This is a genomic window from Paenibacillus sp. J2R1T-4 (assembly GCF_059692235.1).
This window is the reverse complement of the sequence record NZ_JCAUBA010000001.1, coordinates 403098-428421: the sequence shown is the minus strand read 5'-3', so window position 1 is coordinate 428421 and position 25324 is coordinate 403098. Positions and strand designations below refer to the sequence as shown.

Annotated in this window: 24 protein-coding genes; all 24 read left to right on the top strand. The window is 46.2% G+C overall.

Annotation, left to right across the window (positions count from 1 at the left end):
• The first annotated feature begins 85 nt into the window (after positions 1-85).
• The 24 genes from AC58QD_RS02085 (at position 86) to AC58QD_RS01970 (ending at position 25194) form a co-directional block, all read left to right on the top strand.
• Entirely contained in the window at positions 86-1762 is a 1677-nt protein-coding gene (locus AC58QD_RS02085) for a ribonuclease J (RefSeq protein ID WP_497329490.1), read from the top strand.
• Between the two features lie 171 nt (positions 1763-1933).
• Positions 1934-2683, top strand: coding sequence for a ClpP family protease (locus AC58QD_RS02080; RefSeq protein WP_497329488.1), 750 nt, complete (start codon positions 1934-1936; stop codon positions 2681-2683).
• The gene (locus AC58QD_RS02075) at positions 2680-2904 is read left to right on the top strand and encodes a YlzJ-like family protein (protein ID WP_497329486.1); all 225 of its coding nucleotides are present in this window, start codon (positions 2680-2682) and stop codon (positions 2902-2904) included. The genes AC58QD_RS02080 and AC58QD_RS02075 overlap by 4 nt, the downstream gene beginning before the upstream one ends.
• A gap of 118 nt (positions 2905-3022) precedes the next feature.
• A complete protein-coding gene (locus tag AC58QD_RS02070) occupies positions 3023-5584 on the top strand; it encodes an FtsK/SpoIIIE family DNA translocase (RefSeq protein WP_497329484.1) in 2562 nt (853 codons plus the stop codon).
• Between the two features lie 709 nt (positions 5585-6293).
• Positions 6294-7067 carry a spore cortex-lytic enzyme gene (gene sleB, locus AC58QD_RS02065; RefSeq protein ID WP_497329482.1) on the top strand — a complete coding sequence of 258 codons (774 nt, stop codon included), beginning with the start codon at positions 6294-6296 and terminating at the stop codon, positions 7065-7067.
• 133 nt (positions 7068-7200) lie between these two features.
• Positions 7201-8490 carry an EF-P 5-aminopentanol modification-associated protein YfmF gene (gene yfmF / locus AC58QD_RS02060; protein WP_497329480.1) on the top strand — a complete coding sequence of 430 codons (1290 nt, stop codon included), beginning with the start codon at positions 7201-7203 and terminating at the stop codon, positions 8488-8490.
• A 2-nt stretch (positions 8491-8492) separates the two neighbouring features.
• Complete coding sequence (gene yfmH, locus AC58QD_RS02055) at positions 8493-9797, top strand: EF-P 5-aminopentanol modification-associated protein YfmH (protein ID WP_497329478.1); 1305 nt, start codon at positions 8493-8495, stop codon at positions 9795-9797.
• Positions 9790-10539: an elongation factor P 5-aminopentanone reductase gene (ymfI, locus tag AC58QD_RS02050; RefSeq protein WP_497329476.1), complete on the top strand. Its 750-nt coding sequence runs from the start codon at positions 9790-9792 to the stop codon at positions 10537-10539. Before yfmH ends, ymfI begins: the two co-directional genes overlap by 8 nt.
• A gap of 134 nt (positions 10540-10673) precedes the next feature.
• Positions 10674-10919 (top strand): DUF3243 domain-containing protein, encoded by a 246-nt coding sequence (locus tag AC58QD_RS02045; RefSeq protein WP_497329474.1) that lies wholly within the window; start codon positions 10674-10676, stop codon positions 10917-10919.
• A 171-nt stretch (positions 10920-11090) separates the two neighbouring features.
• Entirely contained in the window at positions 11091-11858 is a 768-nt protein-coding gene (locus AC58QD_RS02040) for a DUF3388 domain-containing protein (protein WP_497329472.1), read from the top strand.
• A 54-nt stretch (positions 11859-11912) separates the two neighbouring features.
• Complete coding sequence (locus AC58QD_RS02035; protein WP_497329470.1) at positions 11913-12788, top strand: helix-turn-helix domain-containing protein; 876 nt, start codon at positions 11913-11915, stop codon at positions 12786-12788.
• Positions 12789-12862: 74 nt separating this feature from the next.
• Complete coding sequence (locus AC58QD_RS02030) at positions 12863-13027, top strand: hypothetical protein (protein WP_497329468.1); 165 nt, start codon at positions 12863-12865, stop codon at positions 13025-13027.
• 207 nt (positions 13028-13234) lie between these two features.
• On the top strand, positions 13235-14563 hold the full coding sequence (gene rimO, locus AC58QD_RS02025) for a 30S ribosomal protein S12 methylthiotransferase RimO (RefSeq protein WP_497329466.1): 1329 nt from the start codon (positions 13235-13237) through the stop codon (positions 14561-14563).
• Positions 14560-15138, top strand: a complete 579-nt coding sequence (gene pgsA / locus AC58QD_RS02020) for a CDP-diacylglycerol--glycerol-3-phosphate 3-phosphatidyltransferase (RefSeq protein WP_497329464.1) — start codon at positions 14560-14562, stop codon at positions 15136-15138. Before rimO ends, pgsA begins: the two co-directional genes overlap by 4 nt.
• Positions 15139-15198: 60 nt before the next feature.
• Positions 15199-16449, top strand: coding sequence for a competence/damage-inducible protein A (locus AC58QD_RS02015; protein ID WP_497329462.1), 1251 nt, complete (start codon positions 15199-15201; stop codon positions 16447-16449).
• 236 nt (positions 16450-16685) lie between these two features.
• Positions 16686-17732 carry a recombinase RecA gene (gene recA, locus AC58QD_RS02010; protein ID WP_497329460.1) on the top strand — a complete coding sequence of 349 codons (1047 nt, stop codon included), beginning with the start codon at positions 16686-16688 and terminating at the stop codon, positions 17730-17732.
• A gap of 107 nt (positions 17733-17839) precedes the next feature.
• Positions 17840-18529 (top strand): regulatory protein RecX, encoded by a 690-nt coding sequence (locus AC58QD_RS02005; RefSeq protein ID WP_497329458.1) that lies wholly within the window; start codon positions 17840-17842, stop codon positions 18527-18529.
• Between the two features lie 166 nt (positions 18530-18695).
• Positions 18696-19328 carry a chromate transporter gene (locus AC58QD_RS02000; RefSeq protein WP_497329456.1) on the top strand — a complete coding sequence of 211 codons (633 nt, stop codon included), beginning with the start codon at positions 18696-18698 and terminating at the stop codon, positions 19326-19328.
• On the top strand, positions 19325-19876 hold the full coding sequence (locus AC58QD_RS01995) for a chromate transporter (protein WP_497329454.1): 552 nt from the start codon (positions 19325-19327) through the stop codon (positions 19874-19876). Before AC58QD_RS02000 ends, AC58QD_RS01995 begins: the two co-directional genes overlap by 4 nt.
• Positions 19869-21074, top strand: a complete 1206-nt coding sequence (locus AC58QD_RS01990) for an ROK family protein (RefSeq protein WP_497329452.1) — start codon at positions 19869-19871, stop codon at positions 21072-21074. The genes AC58QD_RS01995 and AC58QD_RS01990 overlap by 8 nt, the downstream gene beginning before the upstream one ends.
• A 202-nt stretch (positions 21075-21276) precedes the next feature.
• A complete protein-coding gene (gene rny, locus AC58QD_RS01985; protein ID WP_497329450.1) occupies positions 21277-22818 on the top strand; it encodes a ribonuclease Y in 1542 nt (513 codons plus the stop codon).
• Positions 22819-22884: 66 nt separating this feature from the next.
• A complete protein-coding gene (locus AC58QD_RS01980; protein ID WP_497329448.1) occupies positions 22885-23688 on the top strand; it encodes a TIGR00282 family metallophosphoesterase in 804 nt (267 codons plus the stop codon).
• 104 nt (positions 23689-23792) lie between these two features.
• Positions 23793-24053 (top strand): stage V sporulation protein S, encoded by a 261-nt coding sequence (locus AC58QD_RS01975; protein WP_006036664.1) that lies wholly within the window; start codon positions 23793-23795, stop codon positions 24051-24053.
• Between the two features lie 199 nt (positions 24054-24252).
• Positions 24253-25194 (top strand): dipeptidase, encoded by a 942-nt coding sequence (locus tag AC58QD_RS01970; RefSeq protein WP_497329445.1) that lies wholly within the window; start codon positions 24253-24255, stop codon positions 25192-25194.
• The last annotated feature ends 130 nt before the right edge of the window (positions 25195-25324 follow it).

The following is a 25324-nucleotide window of genomic DNA, read 5'->3' as shown; positions in this document are numbered from 1 at the left end:
AATAATGGCAAGTGACTGGTTCGGTTATCAGTAAAGGTTTGTTCATTAAAGATCGTCGTCAATAAAAAAATTAGGAGGTATAGTCTTGTCTAAGAAAAATATAGAGAAATTATCCATTTTCGCTCTTGGCGGCGTGGGCGAAATTGGAAAGAACATGTATGTTGTCCAGTATGCGAACGATATTGTGGTGATTGATTCCGGATTGAAATTTCCTGAGGAAGATATGTTGGGGATTGATATAGTAATTCCTGATATTTCATATTTGACTGAGAATCGTGATAAAGTTAGAGCCATTCTCATTACACACGGACACGAAGACCACATTGGCGGATTACCATACGTGCTGAAGATCTTGAATGTGCCGATTTATGCTACCAAACTGACCATGGGGCTCATTGAGAGCAAGCTCAAGGAAGCGAATCTGCTCGGAGATACGAAACGTTATTTGATTAACGGAGATTCCGAAATTCAGCTTGGTTGTATGAAGGCATCGTTCTTCCGCACGAATCACAGTATTCCGGATTCTGTTGGTGTGTGCTTGGCAACACCTGAAGGCAATGTTGTTCACACAGGAGACTTCAAATTCGACCAAACACCTGTTAACGACCAATACGCTGATCTTCACAGAATGGCAGAATTGGGTAGTAAAGGTGTACTAGCTCTACTCTCAGACAGTACCAATGCGGAACGTCCCGGATACACCGGGTCCGAGCGAAATGTCGGGAAAGAGCTGGAGGAAGTGTTTCGTAGAGCGAAACAACGTGTCATTGTAGCAACATTTGCTTCAAATGTGCATCGGGTGCAACAAGTTATTGACGCTGCAGAAGTCACTCGCCGTAAAGTAACCGTGATAGGCCGGAGTATGGTGAACGTTGTTTCCATCGCCTCGGAGCTCGGTTACTTGAATATACCAGATGGTATGCTAATAGAGCCGGAAGAAGTGAACAAGCTTGCAGCGGATCGTGTAGCAATATTGTGTACGGGCAGTCAAGGGGAGCCAATGTCAGCATTGACACGTATGGCGAGATCCACACATCGCAAGATTGACATCTTGCCAGGTGATACGGTCATTATTGCAGCAACTCCGATTCCAGGAAATGAGCGCTATGTTGGTCGTACAGTTGATGAACTGTTCCGCATTGGTGCGAACGTAATTTATGGGCCGGGTTCGGTATCAGGCGTTCACGTTTCAGGACATGGCAGTCAGGAAGAGCTTAAGCTTATGCTTAACTTGATGAAACCTAAGTTCTTCATCCCAATCCACGGGGAATATCGGATGCTAAGGCAGCATGCTCAGCTAGCTGAATCAGTTGGAATGGATCGAGAAGACATTTTCATTGTAGACAATGGGGATACGGTTGAAATTCAAGGCGGAGTGGCGCGCAGAGGATCTAAGGTGCCTTCAGGCAACACACTAATCGATGGGTTAGGTGTGGGTGATGTGGGTAATATTGTCCTCCGCGATCGTAAGCTATTATCTCAAGACGGGATATTAGTGGTCGTCGTTACACTCAGCAAGCAGGACGGGGCTATTTTGTCAGGACCGGATATCATTTCGAGAGGTTTTGTTTATGTCCGCGAATCCGAAGGTCTTCTTGATGAAGCCAATCGGATCGTTACGAATACATTAAACCGACTCATGGTTGAGAACGTCAATGAATGGGCGTCACTCAAAACACAGGTAAAAGATGCACTTGGACGATTTTTATATGAACAAACCAGAAGAAGACCGATGATTCTTCCGATCATAATGGAAGTATAACATGTAAGCGTACAGTCACTTGTACACCTTATATAAACGTGTATGGAAGGAAGCCCCTAGGATAGTCATATCCTGAGGGCTTCTGTTATTGTTTTCCGAGTGAGGATTGAGCGCATAAATGTAAGCAGGTTTCACCAATACTAGGTAGTAGTATTTATCAGGAGGCTACCTATGGCATATCCCACTAACGAGCAAGAACCGCTGGAAATACCAGAAGATAAACAGAAGAATCCCGTGCTGGAGAACATACAGCAGCTAGGTCAAACCAATACCCCATCAGCAGAATCGAATATTTATTGCATGACGATTATAGGTCAAGTTGAAGGACATATCGTCCTGCCGCCGCAGAACAAAACAACGAAGTATGAACATTTGATTCCTCAGCTTGTGGCAGCAGAACAAAGTCCCAAGGTAGAAGGGATGCTGATTATCCTGAATACCGTTGGAGGCGATGTTGAAGCAGGCCTTGCTATTGCCGAGATGATTGCTACCATGTCCAAGCCAACCGTGACTCTAGTCCTTGGCGGCGGTCATAGTATTGGGGTACCCATAGCGGTATCCGCTAATTTCTCATTCATCGCAGAAACCGCAACAATGACCATACACCCAATCCGGATGAACGGTCTCATTATTGGAGTTCCCCAAACCTTCGAGTATTTGGAGAAGATGCAGGAGCGGGTAATTCGATTCGTGACCCGGCACTCTAGAGTGGACGAACAAGTGTTCAAGGCTTTAATGTTCAAGACAGGTGAATTAACAAGGGATATCGGGACAACCGTAATTGGTAATGATGCTGTTAAACATGGTTTGATTGACAGCGTTGGAGGGATTGGAGAAGCATTGAGGGAACTTAATCGAAGGATCGAGGAAAAACGAGAATCAAGAAATAATAATACGCTTGTTGCTGTAGGCTCGTCATGATTCTGTACACTTGTATGCCTGAGGAAATTGTTTTTGAGGGTTGGGATCATATCCAGGAGCAATACTCCGAGCTTGTATTGGATGGCCTTTTAATGCAAGTGCAGCCCATCTCGCCGCATCAGGTACGAATTGTTCGACTGATTAGTCCAAATCCGCAGCATTATTTGAATCCAGCATATGCGCCCGGACAATTGATTGAATACAAGCCATCAGTTAGATAATGTAATGAAAAGCCTCCATGTCGCATTGTGGGGCTTTTTGTTTGTTTATGAGGGGTTGTAATTAGTCCTTATACAGCTTTTTCAGGTATGGTATAATATAGCATTGGAGGTGTAAGACTTGGCTAAGCGAAAAAAGAAAAACGGTTCCTTAACCGTACAATTGAAGTACGAGCTATACGGCATTCTCATCCTTATCTTTTCCATCATCGCGCTATCAGAGCAGGGATCAGTGGCCAGGTCGTTAACTTATTTATTCCGATTTTTCATTGGAGTGTTCGATTGGGTCATCCCCGTTATTTTTATTTATATTGGCTTATATGCGATGATCAGACGGACTTGGCCGAATCATTGGTCAGCACGTAAATCAGGATGGTTGCTTGTTCTGACCGGTTTTTTAATCATGAATCATATCACGATGTTTCAACAGCTCGATCCTAATGAACAGATGTTATCGGCCAGATGGATTATTAGCCAGACTTGGACAAGCCTTATTGATGGATTAAGCCCAACGGTGCAAGGGGCTGAAATTTTATCCCATCAAGTCGGGGGAGGTATGATAGGGGCTTTTTTATACGCCATCTTATATATGCTGTTCGATAATTTAGGAGCCAAGTTAATTGAATATACTATGTTTGCCATTGGTTTTATTCTCATCACTGGATTCTCCTATGTGGATATGGGAGCTAAGCTTCGCGGGCTGTTCCGTGGAACAGGTAATTCTATTAAGCAAAGCTTGAACGAGATGTTAGCGCTGCTAAAAGGAAGACCTAAACCAACAGTGAAAGTGAAGACATCTGCACGAATGAAACCTGTGCCTGCTGCTTACATACCGGATGATGATGAAATGGATGATGAGCTGCCTGTTATTATCCGCGAGAAGAAAAAACCAGTGTTTTTCCAACTATTCGGTGGAAAACGTCAGAGCGCAACGGGTAAGGAGCTTAATGAACAAAGCAATAAGAAGATCCCAATTGATGAAGATTACGAAGATGACTTCGCGGATAACACCGTACAGCATCCAATTATAGAAAGTTCATTGAGAACAGAAGTAGATCAAGGTCCAGAAGTGCCGGTAATTCGTGATTTTCAAGAGCAAGTAGAGCAAGAAAATGGGACGATTCATGCATCGTGGGTGAAACCTCCTGTAACAAAAGCAGGGCAAGCTGCTATAAAGACCGGGTCGCAAGCAGAGGAAGAAGTTACAGATACGGAGCTTTCTTTTGGCAAGGAAGAAAACGCGGCTGTACAAACAAAGCCATATGAGCTGCCTTCTTTTCAATTGCTTTCCAAGCCTGCAGGGATGGGAAAAGGGTCGGAACAGACGGATTACAAGCTCGTGGCCAAGAAGCTTGAATCCACGCTAGAGAGTTTTGGTGTTCGTACGAAAGTATTAGAGGTTGTACGGGGGCCTTCCGTCACGCGATACGAAATTCAACCTGATGTGGGTGTTAAGGTGAGTCGAATTGTGAGTCTAACGGATGATATAGCCCTTGCATTAGCGGCCAAAGACATTCGGATGGAAGCTCCGATTCCAGGTAAGTCGGCCATAGGGATTGAAGTACCAAACACAGAAGTATCCATTGTTACCATGCGTGAAGTAATGGAGAGCTCAGTTTTCCATGATTCCGCTTCAAAGCTAAGTATTGCTTTCGGTCGTGATATTGCAGGACAAGCTATTGTGGGTAATCTAGCGCGTATGCCCCATTTGCTTGTTGCTGGGGCAACTGGATCAGGTAAATCCGTATGTATAAACGGGATCATAACTAGCATTTTGTATAAAGCAAAACCCGATGAAGTCAAATTCCTTATGATTGACCCCAAGATGGTGGAGCTTAACGTATATAATGGGATACCTCATTTGCTCGCACCTGTTGTGACCGATCCCAAAAGAGCATCTTTGGCATTGAAGAAGGTTGTTTTGGAGATGGAGAAGCGGTATGAGATGTTCTCCAAGAGCGGTACACGAAATATTGAAGGGTACAATACGATGCTTGTAGAGAAAAAGGAAGGGGCGCCATTGCCTTATATCGTTGTCATTGTCGATGAGCTTGCAGATCTAATGATGGTGGCAGCGAATGATGTGGAGGATGCGATCTGCCGTCTGGCGCAAATGGCTCGTGCCGCCGGGATCCATCTAATCATCGCTACTCAGCGGCCTTCCGTAGATGTCATCACGGGGGTAATTAAAGCCAACATCCCTTCACGTATCGCATTCGGAGTATCATCTCAGGTCGATTCCCGGACGATCCTGGATATGGTCGGGGCAGAGAAACTGCTGGGTCGAGGAGATATGCTCTTCCTGCCTATGGGTGCTTCCAAGCCTGTCCGTGTGCAAGGGGCATTTCTCTCCGATTCTGAAGTTGAAGCTGTTGTCTCCTTCGTCAGTCATCAAGAGAAAGCCAACTATCAAGAGGAGCTAGTGCCTGAGATCGAAGAAGCAACGGATGCTGTTGACGAGTTCGAAGATGAATTGTTTGATCAGGCCGTTCAAATCGTACTTGAGGCCAAGCAAGCATCGGTGTCCTTGCTCCAGCGCAGGATGAGAGTAGGCTACACGCGTGCTGCCAGATTGATCGACTCAATGGAAGCCAAAGGGATAGTCGGGCCTTACGAGGGCAGCAAGCCGCGCGAAGTGCTCGTCTCCTATGAGCAATACCACCATAACCGTGTTACTTCTTAATAACCATTGAACCCCTCAAAGCCTTGAGGGGCTTCTTCCTGTTGTCGAAGCTCGAGCAGAAGAGGGGATGAGGAGTGGAAAAGCGAAGCGGTCGCCTTTGAACGCACGTCGCTACCCTATAAAAATACAATCCTGCGACGTGCGTTCAAGAGCGATTGTAACCCTCATCCTCTCTGGAGCGACTATAGAGCTTCACGCCCTTCTCTGCCCTCCCCCTCAAAGCCTTGAGGGGCTTCTTCCTGTTGTCGAAGCTCGAGCGGAAGAGGGGATGAGGAGTGGAAAAGCGAAGCGGTCGCCTTTGAACACACGTCGCTACCCTATAAAAATACAATCCTGCGACGTGCGTTCAACAGCGATTGTAACCCTCATCCTCTCTGAGCGACTATAGAGCTTCACGCCCTTCTCTGCCCTCCCCCTCAAAGCCTTGAGGGGCTTCTTCCTGTTGTCGAAGCTCTTGAGCGGAAGAGGGGATGAGGAGTGGAAAAGCGAAGCGGTCGCCTTTGAACGCATGTCGCTACCCTATAAAAATACAATCCTGCGACGTGCGTTCAAGAGCGATTGTAACCCTTATCCTCTCTGGAGCAACTTACAGAGCTTCAATCCCACTTTTTCCTGCCCCTCAAGCGCCAACCTGCATATATTATGACACCCTTCCTCATACTAAGAGAAAATGCGATCACATCCAGATCAGGAAGGTTGAGCGAATCACATGAACAAACGTATTCTTCTTATCACACTCAGCGTCTTGCTGCTCCTGTTCGTTTCGATGCAGGTGAAGCACAGCTTACAAACGGAACAAACTTTCAGCAATGCCATAATCAAATACGGCTCCAAAGGGGAAGATGTATACGAGCTTCAAGGCCGTCTTAAATACTTAGGCTTCTATTTTGGACAAGTAGATGGAGAGTTCGGTCCCAAAACACAGCAATCCGTCAAAAATTTTCAATACAAATTCGGAATGAAGGTCGATGGTGTTGCAGGCTCCAAGACGAAGCTCAAGCTCTGGGAAGCTACAAAAGCTTGGACTCCGGATAAGACACCTCGTAAGCAAGCGGGCGCAGCAGCTTCTCCGTCCCCACAAGCTCCACAGACTAGCGGCGGCCTGCCGGCTTCCAACCATCTGGGGTTATCAGACCAGGATTTGAACCTGATGGCGAATGCCGTGTATGGAGAATCTCGCGGGGAGCCTTATGTCGGGCAAATTGCTGTGGCCGCAGTTATTCTGAACCGGGTAAAGTCATCCAGCTTCCCTAACACGGTATCCGGAGTTATTTTTCAACCTGGTGCTTTTACAGCCGTAGCCGACGGACAGATTTGGTTAACTCCCAATGAGACAGCCAAAAAAGCTGTACAAGACGCATTAAATGGTTATGATCCATCTGGAGGATGCTTGTATTACTTCAACCCGGAGACGGCCACATCAAAGTGGATTTGGACAAGGGTACAAGTTAAAAAGATCGGAAAGCATATTTTCTGTAATTAATTGAATAGGAGAACATAGAAGTGACCTGACTAGGTTGCTTCTTCTGTTTCTGGGAGAATATAATGAGAAGAAGTCCGATACATTGGTAGAAGATACCTATAAATACGGACTCCAAGGAAGGGAGCATACACAGTTGAAACCGAACGCCAGCTCTTTTGAAAGAGATTCAGTGAACCAGATCCGACTTCACGTCATGCCGACAAAGCAGTTCAAAACAACCGCCATCACGGTATACATAGGCCATCCGTTGTCCGAGCAAACCGTAACATCAGTAGCTCTTGCCCCGTTCGTCCTGCGTCGGGGAACATCCAAGCTGCCAGAAACCAAACAATTCCGCGAAAAACTGGATGATCTGTATGGAGCTGGATTTGGCTTTGACGTATTCAAACGCGGAGATTATCAGATTGTGCAGTTCAGAATGGATCTAATTCAGGATCAATTCCTGGATGGAGTAAGCGGATTATTAGAGCAAGGCATGGAATTCGTAGGGGAAGCAATATGTGATCCAGTATTAGAGGGTGGTTCATTCCGCGAGAAATACGTCAATGCTGAGAAAATCACAGTCCAGAAAAAACTGGAATCACTCATTAACGACAAAATCCGGTATGCGGCCGAGCGTTGTCTGGAAGAGATGTGTAAAGATGAACCCTATAAGTTATTCCCATTAGGCCGTTTGAGTGATCTTCCCGACATTACGCCAAAAGGCTTGTACGAATCCTATCGCCAATGGCTGCTTAGTGCGCCAATCGACATTTATGTAGTGGGCGATACGACGCTTGCGGAAGTCAAACAAATAGTTGGCCGAGCTTTCAGCTTGAATCGAGAACAGGAAACCCGTTACGAGATGAAGGCAGCAGTACAGGCCAAGCGAGGAGTAAAAGAGATTGTGGAGCGGCTGGATGTCAGTCAGGGGAAGCTTAATATGGGGCTGCGCACATCGATCACATATGCAGATGATCAGTACCCTGCAGCCTTGTTGTATAACGGAATACTTGGCGGTTACGCGCATTCTAAGCTTTTTATCAACGTCCGTGAAAAAGAGAGTCTGGCTTACTATGCTTCTTCACGTCTTGACGGGCATAAAGGAATACTCACATTACAGTCCGGGATTGAGATCGCCAATTATGAAAAAGCAGTCGAGATCATGAAGCAGCAGCTTGAAGCCATGAGTAAAGGTGAGATCAGTGAGCTTGAGATTTCCCAAACCAAGGCTATGATTGCGAACCAGCTGAGAGAGAGTAGAGATTCAGCCTTTGAGATGATCGCGCTTGACTTCAATAGCCAATTATCAGGCAAATCAAGAACACTGGCACAGCTGATTGAGGCCATCGAAGCCGTTACAATCGCTGATATTCAGAAGGTAGCGGAGACCATCCAACTGGATACGATCTACTTTTTAAGAGACCGGAAGGGAGAGAATTGACCATGCAAGCTATACCTTTTACTAAACTGCAAGAAACGCTGTATCATGAACGTCTGCCGAACGGCTTGAATGTATATATTCTCCCCAAAGCGGGATTCAACAAAACGTATGCCACGTTCTCAACTCATTATGGGTCCATCGATAATCACTTTCAAGTTGAGGGTCGGGAAAAGCATCAAGTGCCAGACGGGATTGCGCATTTCTTAGAGCACAAGATGTTTGAAGAACCAGAGGGCGATATTTTCGCCAAATTCGCCTCGCTTGGGGCTTCTGCGAATGCTTTTACGAGTTTTGATCGAACCGTGTATTTGTTCTCGGCTACGGAGAATATTGAACAGAATCTGACTACCTTGATTGATTTCGTGCAGAATCCTTATTTTACTGATCAAAATGTGGAAAAGGAGAAAGGCATCATCGGTCAAGAAATTGACATGTATAGTGACAATCCTGACTGGCGTGTTTACTTCGGACTAATTGAAGCTCTCTATATTGAGCATCCAGTCCGCATAGATATTGCGGGTACGGTGGAGTCCATTTCTCATATTACCAAAGAAATGCTCTATACGTGTTATCACTCTTTTTATCATCCTAGCAACATGAGCTTATTCATTGTTGGCGGGATCGAGCCGGAATCGATTCTTCAGCTTGTTAAGGATAATCAGGCGGCCAAATCGTTCGAGCCTCAGGGGGAAATCCACCGATTCTTTGACAAAGAACCGAACCAAGTGAAAGAAAAGCAGAAGCTGATTGAGCTTCCAGTCTCTCTGCCCAAATTCATGTTTGGCTTCAAAGAGCCCGCCCAGCCTCAGTCAGGTGATGCTTTGCTGCGCAATGAGCTTACAACGAAGCTTGTTCTTGACGCTTTGCTAAGTCCTAGCTCTTCCTTGTACCAGCAGTTATATGATGACGGGATTATCTCGGATGCATTTGGACATGAATTTAACTGCGGTAGTAATTACGCCTTTTCTGTAATGGGCGGAGATACGAAGGATCCTGAGGAATTGCTCCGTCGAGTATCGGCAGAATTGAAACGTGCCGTGGAGAATGGAATCGACCAAGAATCTTTTGAACGCAGCAAACGTAAGAAAATCGGCGCCTTCCTCCGGATGATGAATTCAGCAGAAGCAATGGCGAATGAATTTACCAAATACGAATTCAAAGGAACGCATCTATTCGAAGTGCTGCAAGTATATGAATCGATCACGATTGAGGATGCGAATATCCGCTTAACCGAGCATGTTGACTTTGACAGACTGGCGAGCTGTATGGTGCAAAGTCCTAAAGGAGAGAAGACTCCTCATGAGTAAACCTCTTGCCGAGACAACGGTACTAATCACTGGAGCTAGCCGGGGGATTGGTGCAGCTGTTGCGGAACGATTCGCTTCGGTAGGAATGCAAGTAGTTATCCATTACTTGAATGCGCATGAAGCAGCCAATGAGGTAGCGAGAGCATGTCTGGCTCATGGAGTAAAGGTGCTGACGGTGACGGCGGATCTTCGTTCCAAGGATCAGCTTCAACGGATGAAGGAAAAGATGGAGCAGCACGACATGCTGCCAGACATTCTGGTAAATAATGCTGGCATTGCCCACGTTGGCATGTTAGCCGATGTGACGGAAGAGGAATGGGATCAAGTGATGAATATCAACTTGAGAGGAATGTTCCTTTGTACGCAACTTTTCATGTCACATATGGTGAATCAGAAATATGGCCGCATAATCAATGTATCTTCGATCTGGGGGATATCTGGCGCTTCCTGTGAGGTCCTGTACTCCACCGCAAAGGGCGGTGTGAATGCCTTCACCAAATCACTGGCCAAGGAACTGGCTCCATCAGGAGTAACGGTGAACGCAGTTGCTCCGGGAGTGGTTGAAACGACGATGAACAACAACTTGAACCCGCAGGAGAAACAAGCGTTAAAGGATGAAATTCCAGCAGGCAGGTTCGCTCAACCGGATGAAATTGCTTCCCTTGTTTATTTTATCGCCCTCCCTGAGTCCGGATACATAACTGGACAAATAATAAGTCCAAATGGCGGTTGGTTAACCTGATTGTAGACAGACGATAGTACACAACAAGCTCTTCCTTTAATTGGTGATGCTTATAACGGCATAATCGGGATGCAGAATGCTCATCCTACAACTGCAACGGTTGCATCACTAATTTCTCGAGGGAGTGTGTCATTATGTCGACAGTATTAAAAAGCTTTGAGAAGTGGAAATCGTTCCTGGCTGAGCGGGTTGATCAAGCACATAAAGCTGGAATGAGTGATGAGACAATCTCCAAGCTTGCCGTACAGATTGGTGAATTCTTGTCAGATAAGATCGATCCGGAGAATAAGGAAGAGCGAGTTCTCAAGGAGATGTGGGATGTTGCTGATGAAGGAGAAAAGCAGATCCTGGCCCGCATAATGGTCAAACTCGTGAAATAAAGCTTATACTGTGTGACGGTGAAGCCTCCTGGTCCAAGGAGGCTTTCCGCATGCCTCACTCGAAAAAATTAGTGCGATAGAGGAGGAAAGAGGCGAAAACTGTAGAATCTTAATAAAGATCGACTAATTTCGCGGTTTCTCAGCATTGCTATCAACATAAGGGGTGTTTGAATGGAAGTTAAGCAGTGGTATATGGAATATAAGATACATAAGAATCGTCCTGGCTTATTAGGAGATATAGCTTCACTTATGGGGATGCTTGAAATTAACATTATGACGATTAATGGGGTAGAGGATAAGACTCGGGGCATGCTCCTGCAAACGAATGATGATGAAAAAATAGAACTTATGGGTAAGATGTTAAAAAAAGTGGATAATATAACCGTTACCGCTTTGCGCGCACCAAAGCTTGTGGATATACTAGCTGTTCGCCACGGAAGGTATATCGAGCGAGATTCGGATGATCGGAAGACATTTCGGTTCACCAGAGACGAATTGGGGTTATTGGTAGACTTTCTGGGGGAAATATGTAAACGAGAGGGCAATCAGGTCATTGGCTTGAGAGGAATGCCCAGGGTTGGCAAGACAGAGTCCATTATTGCTGGCAGTGTGTGTGCTCAGAAACGCTGGACCTTTGTATCCTCAACCTTGCTTAGACAAACGGTGCGCAGTCAATTATCGGAAGACGAGATGAGCTATAACAATGTCTTCATCATTGACGGGATCGTCTCCACGCTTCGGGCTAATGAGAAACATCACAGCCTTCTTCGGGAGATCATGAGAATGCCTTCCACCAAAGTAATCGAGCACCCGGATATATTTATTCGTGAATCTGAGTATACATATGAGAACTTTGACTACATTATTGAATTAAGAAATAATCCTGATGAAGAGATATCCTACGAGAGTTTTATTAATATTGAACATGAAGGCTTCTAACACTCGCATTGCACGCATTGCAGCATAGACGTTCATTCAGGAGGTGACGACAGCGTGTCGGACCTGGGACAGTTATTACGAAAAGCGAGATTGGAAAACGATATTTCTTTGGAACAATTGGAAGAGATCACAAAGATTAGGAAGCGATATTTGGAAGCAATTGAAACGGGAGACTATAGTATATTGCCGGGAAGCTTTTACGTCCGTGCTTTTATCAAAAGCTACGCCGAGTCCGTGGGACTGGACCCTAATGAAGTGCTCGCCTTATATCGCAATGTAATACCAGCCCCCACTGTAGAAGCTACGGTAGAGCCAATCAGACGCAAAAAAACACATGCTCGAAACACAGACAAAATCAGCAAATGGGCTTCTACCATTCTTATGTTGGCGTTTGTCATGCTCATTCTTGGCGTTATTTATTTCTTCATCAATCAAACGTATGATGGGGATTCTAAGAAACAAGTGGATGACAATGATAAAATCACGGAGAAAAGTACACCTGACACGAAGGGGCAATCTAACGGCAATGGTGGGCTCGTTGCGGGCGGTGACAAAGCTTCACCAGGTGCTACTGGTACACCAACTCCGACTCCAACGCCTACGCCAACTACCCCGGTGCTTACACTGCTTCGCAGTGATAATACAACGGATTATTATTCGGTAGAGAAAACCGATAAGCTGAATGTTCAGATGAATGTGAAGGGTGAGGAGTTCTGGTTCAGAATTGACAAGATGGTTCCCGAGCGGCAACTGTTGGAGCAGAAACTCTACAAGAAGGGCGATACGAGAGAATGGGTGTCAGATGTTAGTATCTATATGGTAATAGGTCTTCCGGCGGCTGCAGATATTACAGTGAATGGGACCGTTCTTACGATTGGTGATCTTAAGAATGCGCGTAATGTGCAGATTGAGTTAAAGAAGCCACTATAACGTATACAATGCTGATTGTCAGGGTAATCTATGGCTAAGTTATACACTATGCAAGCTAAGTGAGGTTATCCAAAATGGCAATTAGCTGGGTGGTCATTATATTAGGGGCAATTGTAAGTTTGCTGGGCTGGTATTTGACTCCTTACGCGTGGGGATATGGCATCCTAGGCTTTGGCTTAGCCCATATCGTGCTTGGAATTTTGAATATGTTCCGGGAACCGGGACGTGTCCGCTTATAGTTTGAGTATTTTATTAATTTGTCGGTATGAATGTTATGCAGAGGCTTCCTGTTAAGGGAGCTTTTTTTGTTTACCATAAGGCGGACGATGTATTTCCAAAGTTTTCACATAGTAGGTATATGTCCTTTTTGACACCCTCTAAGCGTTATATTATACTTGTAAAGATAAGGTTAGGATCAGGATAGGCATAAAAGTTGGGGGATTGAAATGTCGGAAAAAATAAAAGTAGTTACGCTTGGATGCGAGAAAAACACGGTCGACTCCGAAATCATGTCTGGTTTGGTGCATCAAAGAGGTTATTTATTGGTGGACGAGCCTGAAGAAGCAACCGTGATTATTGTTAATACTTGCGGGTTTATTGACGCCGCGAAGGAAGAATCCGTGAACACGATTCTGGATATGGCAGAGCTTAAGCAGACGGCCAAACTGAAAGCATTAATCGTATCCGGGTGTTTGACACAAAGATACAAAGTTCAACTTATGGAAGAGATGCCAGAAATTGATGGTATTGTGGGTACTGGAGATTTTCATAATATCGTTGACATTATCGACGAATCTCTTAAGGGGAAGAAGCCAGTTCGTGTAGGTAATCCAGTATTTAACTACGAGACTGCTTTGCCTCGATTGATGACAACTCCCCGCTACACAGCATATGTAAAAATTGCTGAGGGATGTGACAACGCGTGTACGTTCTGCAGTATTCCAATCATGCGTGGGAATTTCCGCAGCAGAAGTATCGAATCCATAATTGCAGAAGTGGAGAATTTAGCTTCACAAGGTGTAAGGGAAATAAGCTTGATTGCTCAGGATTCTACTAATTACGGTACGGATCTGTATGATTCCTTTATGCTCCCGACCCTTCTTAACAAAGTTACCGAGGTGCCGGGAATTGTATGGGTAAGGCTCCACTATGCATATCCGGGCTTCTTCACGGATGAATTGATAGCGACAATTGCTTCGAATCCGAAGATTTGCAAATATATCGATATGCCTTTACAGCACAGCGAGGATTCGATTCTTAAGCGGATGAGAAGACCGGGGCGTCAGAAGGATGCTCGTGAGCTTTTGACTAAAATGCGTGAGCGAATTCCTGGTGTGGCACTGCGCACATCCCTAATAGTCGGTTTTCCTGGTGAGACGGAGCAGGATTTCGAGAATTTGTGTCAATTTGTTAAGGATATAAAGTTCGATCGACTTGGAGTTTTTGCTTATTCCAAAGAAGACGACACACCAGCTGCGCGTCTGCCGGATCAAGTGCCAGATGAAGTGAAGGAATGGCGTGCGACAACATTGATGGAAATTCAGCGTCAGATTGCCAATGAGCATAACGGCAAACGAATCGGAGAAGAGCTGGATGTCCTTATCGAGCGCTATGACGGCCGTAACGATATCTTTATAGGAAGAACCCAATACGATGCTCCGGATGTAGATGGAGAAGTGTTCGTAACCAAGTGCGTTAGTGGAATCGGCGAGTTGCAAAAGGTTCGGATTACTCATTCCTTTGAATTCGACTTGTCCGGGGAGGGAATCGCATGAACTTGGCGAACCGTATAACGGTCGCGAGGATTTTTCTCGTTCCCGTCATTATGTTCTTCTTGCTAGTTAAGCTAGATTTGCCGCCTATCAAGATTGAGCAGTTCAGCATCACATATAACCAGATTATCGCTGTGCTTATCTTCATTATCGCCGCCAGTACAGACAGTCTGGACGGTTATATCGCACGTAAGCGGAAGATGGTTACGAGTCTTGGGATGTTGCTTGATCCACTGGCAGATAAGCTGCTTGTATCTGCTGTGCTTATTTCTCTCGTTGATATGCAAAAGCTTGACGCTTGGATCGCCATTGTTATTATTAGCCGTGAATTTGCTGTAACAGGATTGCGCATGGTGGGGCTGTTGCAGAACAAGCCTGTAATCTCAGCCAGTGCATGGGGCAAATGGAAGACGGGTATTCAGATTACAGCGATTATTGCTTTATTGTTGAATAACTTTCCATTTACCTTTGTTAATGTTCCATTTGATCTAATCGCCAGCTGGGCGGCTGCTTTTATAACGGTCTATTCCGGAATCGATTATTTCATTAAGAACAAATCCCTGCTTCAGCTTAAATAGGTATAGAGCAAGCCCTTCAGGGGCTTGTTTCATTTTATCCAGAAAAGAAGGTGTTTGCTAATGAAAGCAGAGATCATCGCAATTGGAACCGAACTGCTACTGGGTCAAATCGTTAATACGAATGCGCAATATTTATCCAAGGGCTGTGCGGATCTTGGTATTAATGTTTACTTTCAAACGGTCGTAGGCGATAACTTACATAGAATTAAGCAATCCTTCGAGACGGCCAGAGAACGGGCGGATCTAATCATATGTACGGGTGGACTTGGGCCTACGCAAGATGATTTGACTAAGGATGCATTAGGGGCGTTTCTAGGACGATCCCTTTATATCCATGATCCCTCTATGGAGAAAATTACTCAACTATTCTCGTCGCGTGGTGTGGAGATGGTAAGGAGCAATGCTAGACAAGCCTTATTGCTTGAGGACTGCACCCCATTGACCAATGATACAGGTCTTGCGATCGGAGCCGCGCTTACGCATGAAGGCACCCATTACATCTTGCTGCCCGGTCCCCCAAAAGAAATGAAACCGATGTTTGATCGATATGCGCGGCAATGGCTGCAGGACAAACTCACAGATGTCCTTCCTCTTTATTCGAAGATGCTGAAGTTTGCGGGGATTGGGGAATCGCTGCTCGAGAATCGTCTGATTGACCTGATCGAGGGTCAGCAGGATCCTTCTATTGCTCCTTACGCCAAGGAGGGCGAGGTTTGTATTCGACTTACTACTCGCGCAGCTTCGGCTGAAGAGGGTTTGGAGCGGATTTACGGAGTGGAGCAGATTATCCGGGAACGTGTAGGGGATCATATCTACGCTGAGGAAGATATCAGCATGGAAGAGGCTATTGTGCGGCTAATGAGCGACCGCAAGCTTACACTCAGCGCAGCAGAGAGCTGCACAGGCGGACTGCTGAGCGAGATGCTGACGGCTGTGCCGGGCAGCTCAGCGGTGTTCCGGGGCGGAGTCGTCTGCTACAGCAACGAGCTGAAGCACGCCATGCTGGGCGTGCCTATGGAGGTGCTGGAGGGCGAGGGCGCGCCTGGCGCGATTAGCGCCGAGACTGCAGCGCTGCTAGCCGATGGGGCTCGCGAGAAGGCGAACGCCGACTTCGCGCTTGCCGTGACCGGCGTAGCAGGGCCTGGGGAGTCCGAGGGTAAGCCCGTTGGACTCGTCTTTCTTGGCCTGGCCGAACGCGGCCGGCCGGCAGAGACGTTCCGACTGCAATTGTCGGGCGGCGGTCGGGAGATGATTCGGGCGAGAGCTGCGAAAGCAGCCTTATATAAGTTATGGCTGCGTCTGAAAGATTAATGAGGCAAATGAAGAGGAAATGCTTGTCAGAAGTTCGACTGACAGTTATACTTGAAATATGAGTTGACGGAAGAACCGCAGCAAAGTGATAGATACTTTGTTGCGGTTTTTTATTTGTCCTCTGGACTCAAAGTCAGGAATGAACCGAAAAGCGAATGTATGTTCGAAAAAATACTTGGCAACGGTTCAAAAAACAGGTATCATGTAATTAGAAACCTTAGAAGGAAGTGAGTAGCTTGTCAGATCGCCGTGCTGCACTAGATAATGCCTTACGTCAAATTGAGAAGCAATTTGGTAAAGGCTCCATCATGAAATTGGGAGAATCCACGCATATGCAAGTCGAGACGATTCCGAGCGGGTCTTTAGCGCTCGATATCGCACTTGGCATCGGAGGCTATCCGCGTGGAAGAATTATAGAAGTATATGGTCCGGAATCGTCAGGTAAGACGACGGTTGCGCTACACGCGATTGCAGAAGTGCAACGTGCGGGTGGAACAGCTGCCTTTATTGATGCGGAGCATGCACTTGATCCGTCTTATGCAAGCAAGCTCGGCATCAACATTGATGAACTGCTGTTATCTCAGCCGGATACGGGGGAACAAGCCCTTGAGATTGCAGAAGCACTTGTTCGAAGCGGTGCAGTCGATATTATTGTTGTCGACTCCGTTGCAGCTCTCGTGCCGAAGGCAGAGATCGAAGGAGACATGGGGGATTCCCATGTTGGACTTCAAGCGCGCTTGATGTCGCAAGCGCTACGTAAGCTGTCCGGTGCAATTAACAAGTCAAAGGTTATTGCTATCTTCATTAACCAGCTTCGTGAGAAGATAGGTGTAATGTTCGGTAATCCAGAGACGACACCAGGCGGCAGGGCGCTCAAATTCTACTCTACGATTCGATTGGACGTCCGTCGAGTGGAATCGATCAAGCAAGGTAATGATATGGTAGGGAATCGCACAAGGATCAAGGTTGTTAAGAACAAGGTGGCACCTCCGTTCAAGCAAGCAGATATCGATATTATGTACGGAGAAGGAATTTCCAAAGAAGGCAGCATCATCGACATCGGTTCAGAGATGGACGTAGTTCAGAAGAGCGGTGCCTGGTATTCCTTCGATGGTGATCGGTTGGGACAAGGTCGCGAGAATGCCAAGCAATTCTTGAAGGATAACCCGCAGCTTTCGGATACCATTGAGAAGAAGATCCGATCAATGAGCAACTTATCTACAACGGTTGCTATGGATGCTCAGGACGATGAAGAAGAAGAAGATTTAGCCGCTTTTGAATAATTGTAAAGGGATTTGAAGAGCGCACCTTTGCTACGCGGCAAAGGTGCGCATTCTCTTTATATGTGAGTGGAACGGCAGTGTTACTAGGAAAGGAGATATATTATAGGATGAGAGACAATGGCGGAGTCGTTACGGCAGTTGAGCGTCATCCCAAAAAAGCCAAAATGTATTTGGTTTATATCGAGGATGAGCTTGCCTTTACTATACACGAGGATGTTCTGATCATGCATAGACTTTTCAAAGGACAAGAAATTGATTCGAGTCTTGCTGAACAAATAACAGTCGATGCAGAACGGCAAAGAGCCTGGGCTGAAGCAGTAGCTTATATCGGCAGAAGACCAAGAGCTCTACGTGAGATCAAGGTGTATTTGAAGCGGAAAGGGCATCAAGAATCACTTATTGAGGAAGCCCTTAAACGGCTTGAGGATAAAGGTTATGTGGATGATGCCCAATTTGCAGCCCAAATGGCGGAGCATCGGATTATTGCTGAGCGTAAGGGAAGACGTTGGGTGCAGCAGGAGCTTCAACAAAAAGGTGTAAAGAGAGAAGTGATCCAAGAGGCTTTAGCCCAAGTGAATCCAGAAGAGGAACAGGCTGCGGCTAGCCAATTAGCCCAGAAGAAATGGGCATCCATGCAAGGGGAGCCTGCAGATAAGCGGCGTAAGCTGATGGCCTTTATGATGCGGCGCGGATATTCCGGCTCACTCGTAACGACGATTATTCGCGATCTCATGTCCCGCGAAGAGGTACATGCAATGGAGGAAGAATGGCAAGCAGAGACAGATTGGGAGGAATAGAGCTTATTTCCGTCAAAACGAATTAATGTATATCGGATTAGTTGGTTATCAGCCTAATTTTTAGAAATCTGGTTCAATAACAGCTCCTTCTCACTAATCTTTATTCCAAAATGATTAAAAGTGATGTATAATCAAAGATAATCACTCGGAGAGAGAAGGAACGTCTATGAAATCACGTGATAGGGATTGGAAAAAACTCGTTCAGTTATTTTGGGCATTTTTTCGAATTGCTCCGCTTTCTTTCGGCGGGGGTTTTGCTATGATCCCTGTTTTCGAGAGAGAAATAGTAGTGAAACGGAATTGGATCACCTCAGACGATTTAACCGATATTATGGCGGCATCCCAGACGATTCCGGGTGCTGTAGGAGTGAACTCCTCGGCCATGGTCGGATACCGCCTGCAAGGCGTAGCAGGTGCCGTTGCTGCGGCTGCGGGTATGGTTATGCCGACTTTTCTCATCGTTCTCTTGATCGGAATTGGCTTTTCCACAATACAGGATAATGTTAAAATACAGGCTGCCATGGAAGGCATTCGCCCTGCGATCGTCGCACTAATTGCATTTGCGGGTTACCGCATCTATAAAACTTCCATTTCGGATAAAACTTCAATCCTTCTAATGATAGGTACGGCCATTGTGTTATTAATGCAATGGCTCTCGCCAATAATGGTCATATTACTTGGTGGAGCATTTGGTATCGCACTGCTGCATCTACAGACGAAGCTCGGTTGGCAGACGTCAGCACATCTCGCTTCGGTTCGCTATGTCCAGGATGATTCTTATTTTGGTGATGGCATATGACAAGCATCGAACTGTTATGGCAGCTATTCCTTACATTTCTGAAGATTGGCTTCATCTCCTTCGGGGGCGGTTATTCTATGATGCCAGTCATAGAGCACGAAGTGCTTTCTCATAATTGGATGAATGCCCGTCAGTTTTCTGATATGATTGCATTATCGGGAATGTCGCCAGGTCCTATTGCGGCGAATAGTGCCGTTATGGTCGGATACCAGACAGCTGGACTCATTGGTGCAATTGTATCTACTCTTGGTATTGTGCTGCCTTCTCTCCTGCTTGTCGTCTTAGTTGGGATGCTCTATGCCCGCTACAGGAGACATGCATGGATGGAGTCGGCGTTCTACGGCTTGCGTCCCATTGTGGCCGCGCTAATTTTTTATGCAGCCGTACGGTATGCTTTATCAAGCGGTGCGATTCATCATTTGGACATACATCTGGCAGGCTTTCTCGTCATTTTTGCCGGGGCTTTCATCGCGCTGCTGAAATATAAAGTGCATCCTTTGTTTGTGATTTTGTTTTCCGGCCTAGTAGGGGTGGCGCTTTATGCGTAGAATCGGAGATCGCATCTCCAGTAAGAAAGCAAAAGAATTGTTCGGAACCATTCGTAAGCGCGGGATCGTCTCCAAGCTTGAATTGCTCGATCAGAGTGATCTAACTTCAAGTACTCTAACTAGAATGCTCGACGAGTTAACAGAGAATGGTTGGATAGAAGAGTGCGGGCATGGGGAGTCATCTGGAGGAAGAAGACCTTTGCTATACAGGGTTCGACGTGAAACCGCCTTCGCAATAGGTCTTGAGATATCAAGGGCCTCCAGTCGACTTGTCTTATGCGATTTGCAACTGGACAAGTTGGATTCCATCTCTTGGGAAATGACAGACTTAATGACACCGACAGCACTGGTGGAACAAGTTAGAATAGCAGTCCGTCAACTGTGCGACAAACACAAGATTGAACAAACCGATCTGCTGGGGCTTGGGATTGGCGCTGTTGGACCGCTTGATCGCTTGAAAGGAACCATTCTGAATCCGTTATACTTCCCAGCTGCTGGCTGGAGCCAGGTTCCGATCGTTGCGATGTTGGAGCAGGCGATTGGGGTTCAGGTTGTACTTGATAACGGGGCAAATATGGCGCTGCTCGCTGAATACTGGGCAGGCGCTCCTAATGAATACAGGCATCTGTTATATGTAAGAGCAGGCGTAGGGTTAAGGTCAGCCATGATGTCCAACGGGAATCTGGTTTACGGAGCCGTTGATATGGAAGGCTCTGTAGGGCATATGATTATTCAAACAGATGGCCGCCCGCACCCTGAACGATCGCAAGTGTATGGTTGCCTGGAGTCGTATGTTTCTATTCCTGTACTGGAAGAACAAGCTCGCTCCAGACTAAAGCAAGGTAGAAGGAGTATTTTGTCTGAGTTGGTACCGGTGCCGGATCTGGTTGATTTCAACCATATGCTGCAAGCGCTCAGACAAGATGATCGAATGGTGACGGAATTGTTTATTCAAGCAGCCACATACTTTGGAATAGGGTTATCGAATCTTCTGAACATCCTTCATCCGGAGCGTGTGATATTGGGTGGACCGCTTGTAACTAGCAATGAATTGTTTTATCAGACGAGCACTCAGGTAGCACTCAAGAATACATTGTACTATCCTGCATATCCTGTGTCTTTCAGTCGCGGAAGATTATCGGAAGAAGCACTGGCAGTAGGGGCTGCTGCGATGATTGTGAATCATTTGGCCGAATAGCAGGCATGCCGTCTGCTGTTGCAATTTGTATTAACTTGACAATGTTAATTTGCAGAAGATAAAATAGGCATGAGCATCTTATTTCGCCAAACTTTTTACACTTATTTGTAGGTTTCACCCAGTGGATTGCAATGTATGAACGGATTAAAAACCGAATATCCCAAGCTAACCCCTTGGAGGACCAACGAGGGAGGTGAATGAATTGACTTTCGCCTGGATTATTATCGGATCCATTGTTGGTGCACTACTAGGCTTTGGGATTGGTTATTTTAGCCGCAAATCCTTTGCTGAAGCGAAAATTTCCAGTGCGGAACAGGCAGCCCTGCAAATTGTCGAGGCAGCCAAGAAAGAATCAGACGCACTGAAGAAAGAATCGGTGCTTGAAGCGAAAGATGAGATTCACAAGCTTCGCGCCGAAGCTGAAAAAGACATTCGTGAGCGTCGAAATGAAATCCAACGACAAGAAAGACGATTGTTGCAAAAAGAGGAAACGCTGGATAAAAAGCTTGAATCTCTAGAGCGTAAAGAAGAGCAAGTAGCCAACAAAGAGAAACGAATTGAGGACACGCAAGCCCAGATCGACCAGTTATACCGCTCTCAAGTAGCAGAGCTGGAACGTATTTCGGGGCTTACAATGGAAGAAGCTAAGAATATTATTTTGTCTAATGTAGAACAGGAAGTTCGACATGAGACAGCGCAGTTGATTAAGGAAATCGAGAATCAAGCGAAGGAAGAAGCGGACAAGCGTGCGCGTGAAGTCATTACTCTCGCCATTCAACGCTGCGCGGCAGACCATGTTGCGGAGACGACGGTTTCCGTTGTGACATTGCCAAATGAAGAGATGAAGGGTCGTATTATTGGCCGCGAAGGAAGAAACATTCGCGCGCTGGAGACGTTGACGGGGATTGACCTCATCATCGACGATACACCTGAAGCGGTAATTTTGTCTGGGTTCGACCCGATTCGCAGAGAAATCGCCCGCACATCCCTCGAGAAGCTTGTTGCCGATGGACGCATTCATCCCGCTCGAATTGAAGAGATGGTGGAGAAGTCGCGTAAGGAAGTGGACGAGCGTATTCGTGAATATGGTGAACAAGCAACCTTCGAGACAGGCGTTCATGGTTTACACCCGGATTTGATCAAGATTCTGGGCAGACTGAAATTCCGTACAAGCTATGGTCAGAACGTGTTGAAGCATTCCATGGAAGTGGCTTATTTAACGGGTTTAATGGCTGGAGAGCTTGGGGAAGACATCACATTGGCGAAACGTGCCGGCCTTCTCCATGATATCGGTAAAGCGTTAGATCACGAAGTGGAAGGCTCTCATGTCGAGATCGGCGTCGAGATCGGAAGAAAGTACAAAGAACATCCAGTTGTCATCAACAGTATTGCTTCTCATCATGGCGATACGGAAGCGACCTCGGTTATTGCGATGCTTGTCGGTGCAGCAGATGCTTTGTCTGCAGCTAGACCAGGAGCAAGACGGGAAACGCTTGAGACGTACATCAAACGTCTGGAGAAGCTGGAAGAGATTACTGAATCGTTCGAAGGTGTGGAGAAATCGTACGCCATTCAGGCAGGACGCGAAGTTCGCGTTATGGTGCAACCGGAGAAAATTGATGATGCCGAAGCGTTCAGATTGGCTCGCGATATTACTAAGAAGATCGAAAGCGAACTGGATTATCCAGGACATATCAAGGTTACCGTTATACGAGAAACACGAGCGGTGGAATACGCCAAATAAGAAAGAGCGAGGAGAAGTGGCTGACTGCCACTTCTCGTTTTGCTTTTTTTCAGTCAACTAAAGGGGATGGACAAGATCCGAGTATTATTCGTTGGAGATATAGTCGGCTCGGCCGGCAGGAGAGCATTAAAGGAATCATTGCCTGAATTGAAACGCAAGTATAATCCGGAGGTCATAATCGTAAATGGCGAGAATGCAGCCGGCGGAAGAGGTATCACGGCTCCGATAGCGAAGGAGTTCTACGACCAAGGTGTGCACGGCATTACGCTCGGCAATCACACTTGGGATAACAAGGAGATCTTCGACTTTATTGATAAAGAAGAACGAATGATCCGCCCGGCCAACTTTCCGCCTGGCACTCCTGGTAAGGGCTTCACTGTCGTAAAAGGACTGACGAAGGAATTGGCCATTGTGAATATCCAAGGTCGAACATTCCTCCCGCCATTAGACTGTCCGTTCCAAACGATAGATACCATCGTAGATACACTAAGAAAGAAGAATAAATGCATCCTCGTTGATTTCCATGCCGAGGCTACTTCGGAGAAAATTGCCATGGGTTGGCACTTGGACGGCAAGGTATCGGCTGTACTTGGTACCCATACTCATGTTCAAACCCATGATGAACGCATCCTCCCTCAAGGAACAGCCTATGTGACTGACGTAGGCATGGTAGGAGGTCGCGATGGCGTGTTAGGAATGGAACGGCAAGCAGTGCTGCAGAAGTTCAAGACAGGGCTGCCTGTGCGCTTCGTAGCGGATGAAGGGAAATGGCAATTTCATGCTGTATATATAGAAATTAACGATGAGACAGGTCTTGCGAAAAAGGTCGAGTTAATTCGCCGTTTCGAGACTGAGATTGTGTGGGCTTAAGTGATACAAGTACTCTCCTATGGACAAAAGGAATGATTTCCGCCTGACTTGAATAGAGTTTTAGAAATGGAATCAATCCAACATTCCCGAGGAGGTACTTTTTCATGGATGTATTAAAAGTTTCAGCAAAGTCGAACCCTAACTCCGTTGCAGGGGCGTTAGCGGGCGTTCTTCGCGAACGCGGAGGAGCCGAGCTTCAAGCGATCGGTGCCGGCGCACTTAATCAAGCCATCAAAGCGGTGGCTATAGCAAGAGGATTCGTAGCTCCTAGCGGAGTGGATCTGATTTGTATCCCAGCCTTTACAGACATTGTTATTGACGGGGAAGACCGTACGGCAATTAAATTAATTGTAGAGCCTCGCTAAGCAGAAGCAGGTCCCTCAACTAAGCTTTGATGCCTTCCATTTCAAGTAAGGGATTGGTGATTGATTTCCACAGGCTGTGAGGCTTTACGCTCCCGCGTTTTCATATAGAATCGAAAAGACGTCGTAAAGACGTTTTTCTTTTTGCCCAAAAAGAGGGATATACAACCTTTGGCATTCATTGAACAGGAGGAATAGTCTCATGTATGTAATAGATGCGCATTGCGATGTGTTAAGCAAGCTGTTACTGGAGCCTCGGCTGGATTTTACTGTTGATACTTCGGGTTTAGATGTGACCTTGCCAAGACTTAAGAAATCTCAAGTGCTTTTGCAATGGTTTGCCATCTGGATGCCTGAGAAGTTGGAGCATCCATCGTTTAACGATGTGCTGCAATGTGTAGATCTATTCTATTCAAGGATCGTTAATCATCCAGAGATCGAAGTGGTAAGAACGGGTGGGGATATTGCCAGAATAGCGGAAGAGGGCAGGATTGGGGCTTTGCTTACACTAGAGGGGGCGGATGCATTAGCAGGTAATCTTGGTCATCTGCGTACTCTGTACAAGCTGGGTTTACGCGCGTTAGGGCTTACTTGGAATTATGCTAATTGGGCTGCTGACGGGGTTATGGAGCCTCGCCAAGGAGGTTTTACAATAAAAGGCAGGAGGCTTGTTAAAGAATGCGATAGACTGGGTATACTGGTTGATGCGTCCCATTTGACTGAACGGGGTTTCTGGGAATTATGTGAGCTAACAGACCGTGCTTTCCTAGCCTCTCACTCGAATGCGTTCCACATTTGCGAGCACCCTCGTAATCTGAAGGACGATCAAATCCGGGAGTTGGTAAGGAGGGGTGGAATGATTGGACTCAATTTCTTTTCGACGTTCCTAACCGATAACAAAGAAGCAACGATTGATCATTTGCTAGCGCACGTGGAGAAGTTCTGTGAATTAGGCGGTGCTAATCATCTAGGTCTCGGGTCAGATTTTGACGGAATAAGCCGCAAACCGCTTGGTCTCGAGCATTCAGGCTGCTTTTATCATTTATCAAATGCCTTGGCTAAACATTATAGTGCGGATCAGACAGAGAGGTTCATGTACCGTAATTGGCTGGGATATTTGGAGCGAGAGTTGCCGAAAGAGTGAGCGTCTTTATTATGTCGCAAAATTAGAATACTATAAATATAATCGTTCTGTTTTTGATATGGGTTTGATCGAAAATAACTATGTTTCATTTGTGACGATTATTCTTGCTTTTTGTCGGGGTTAGTCATAG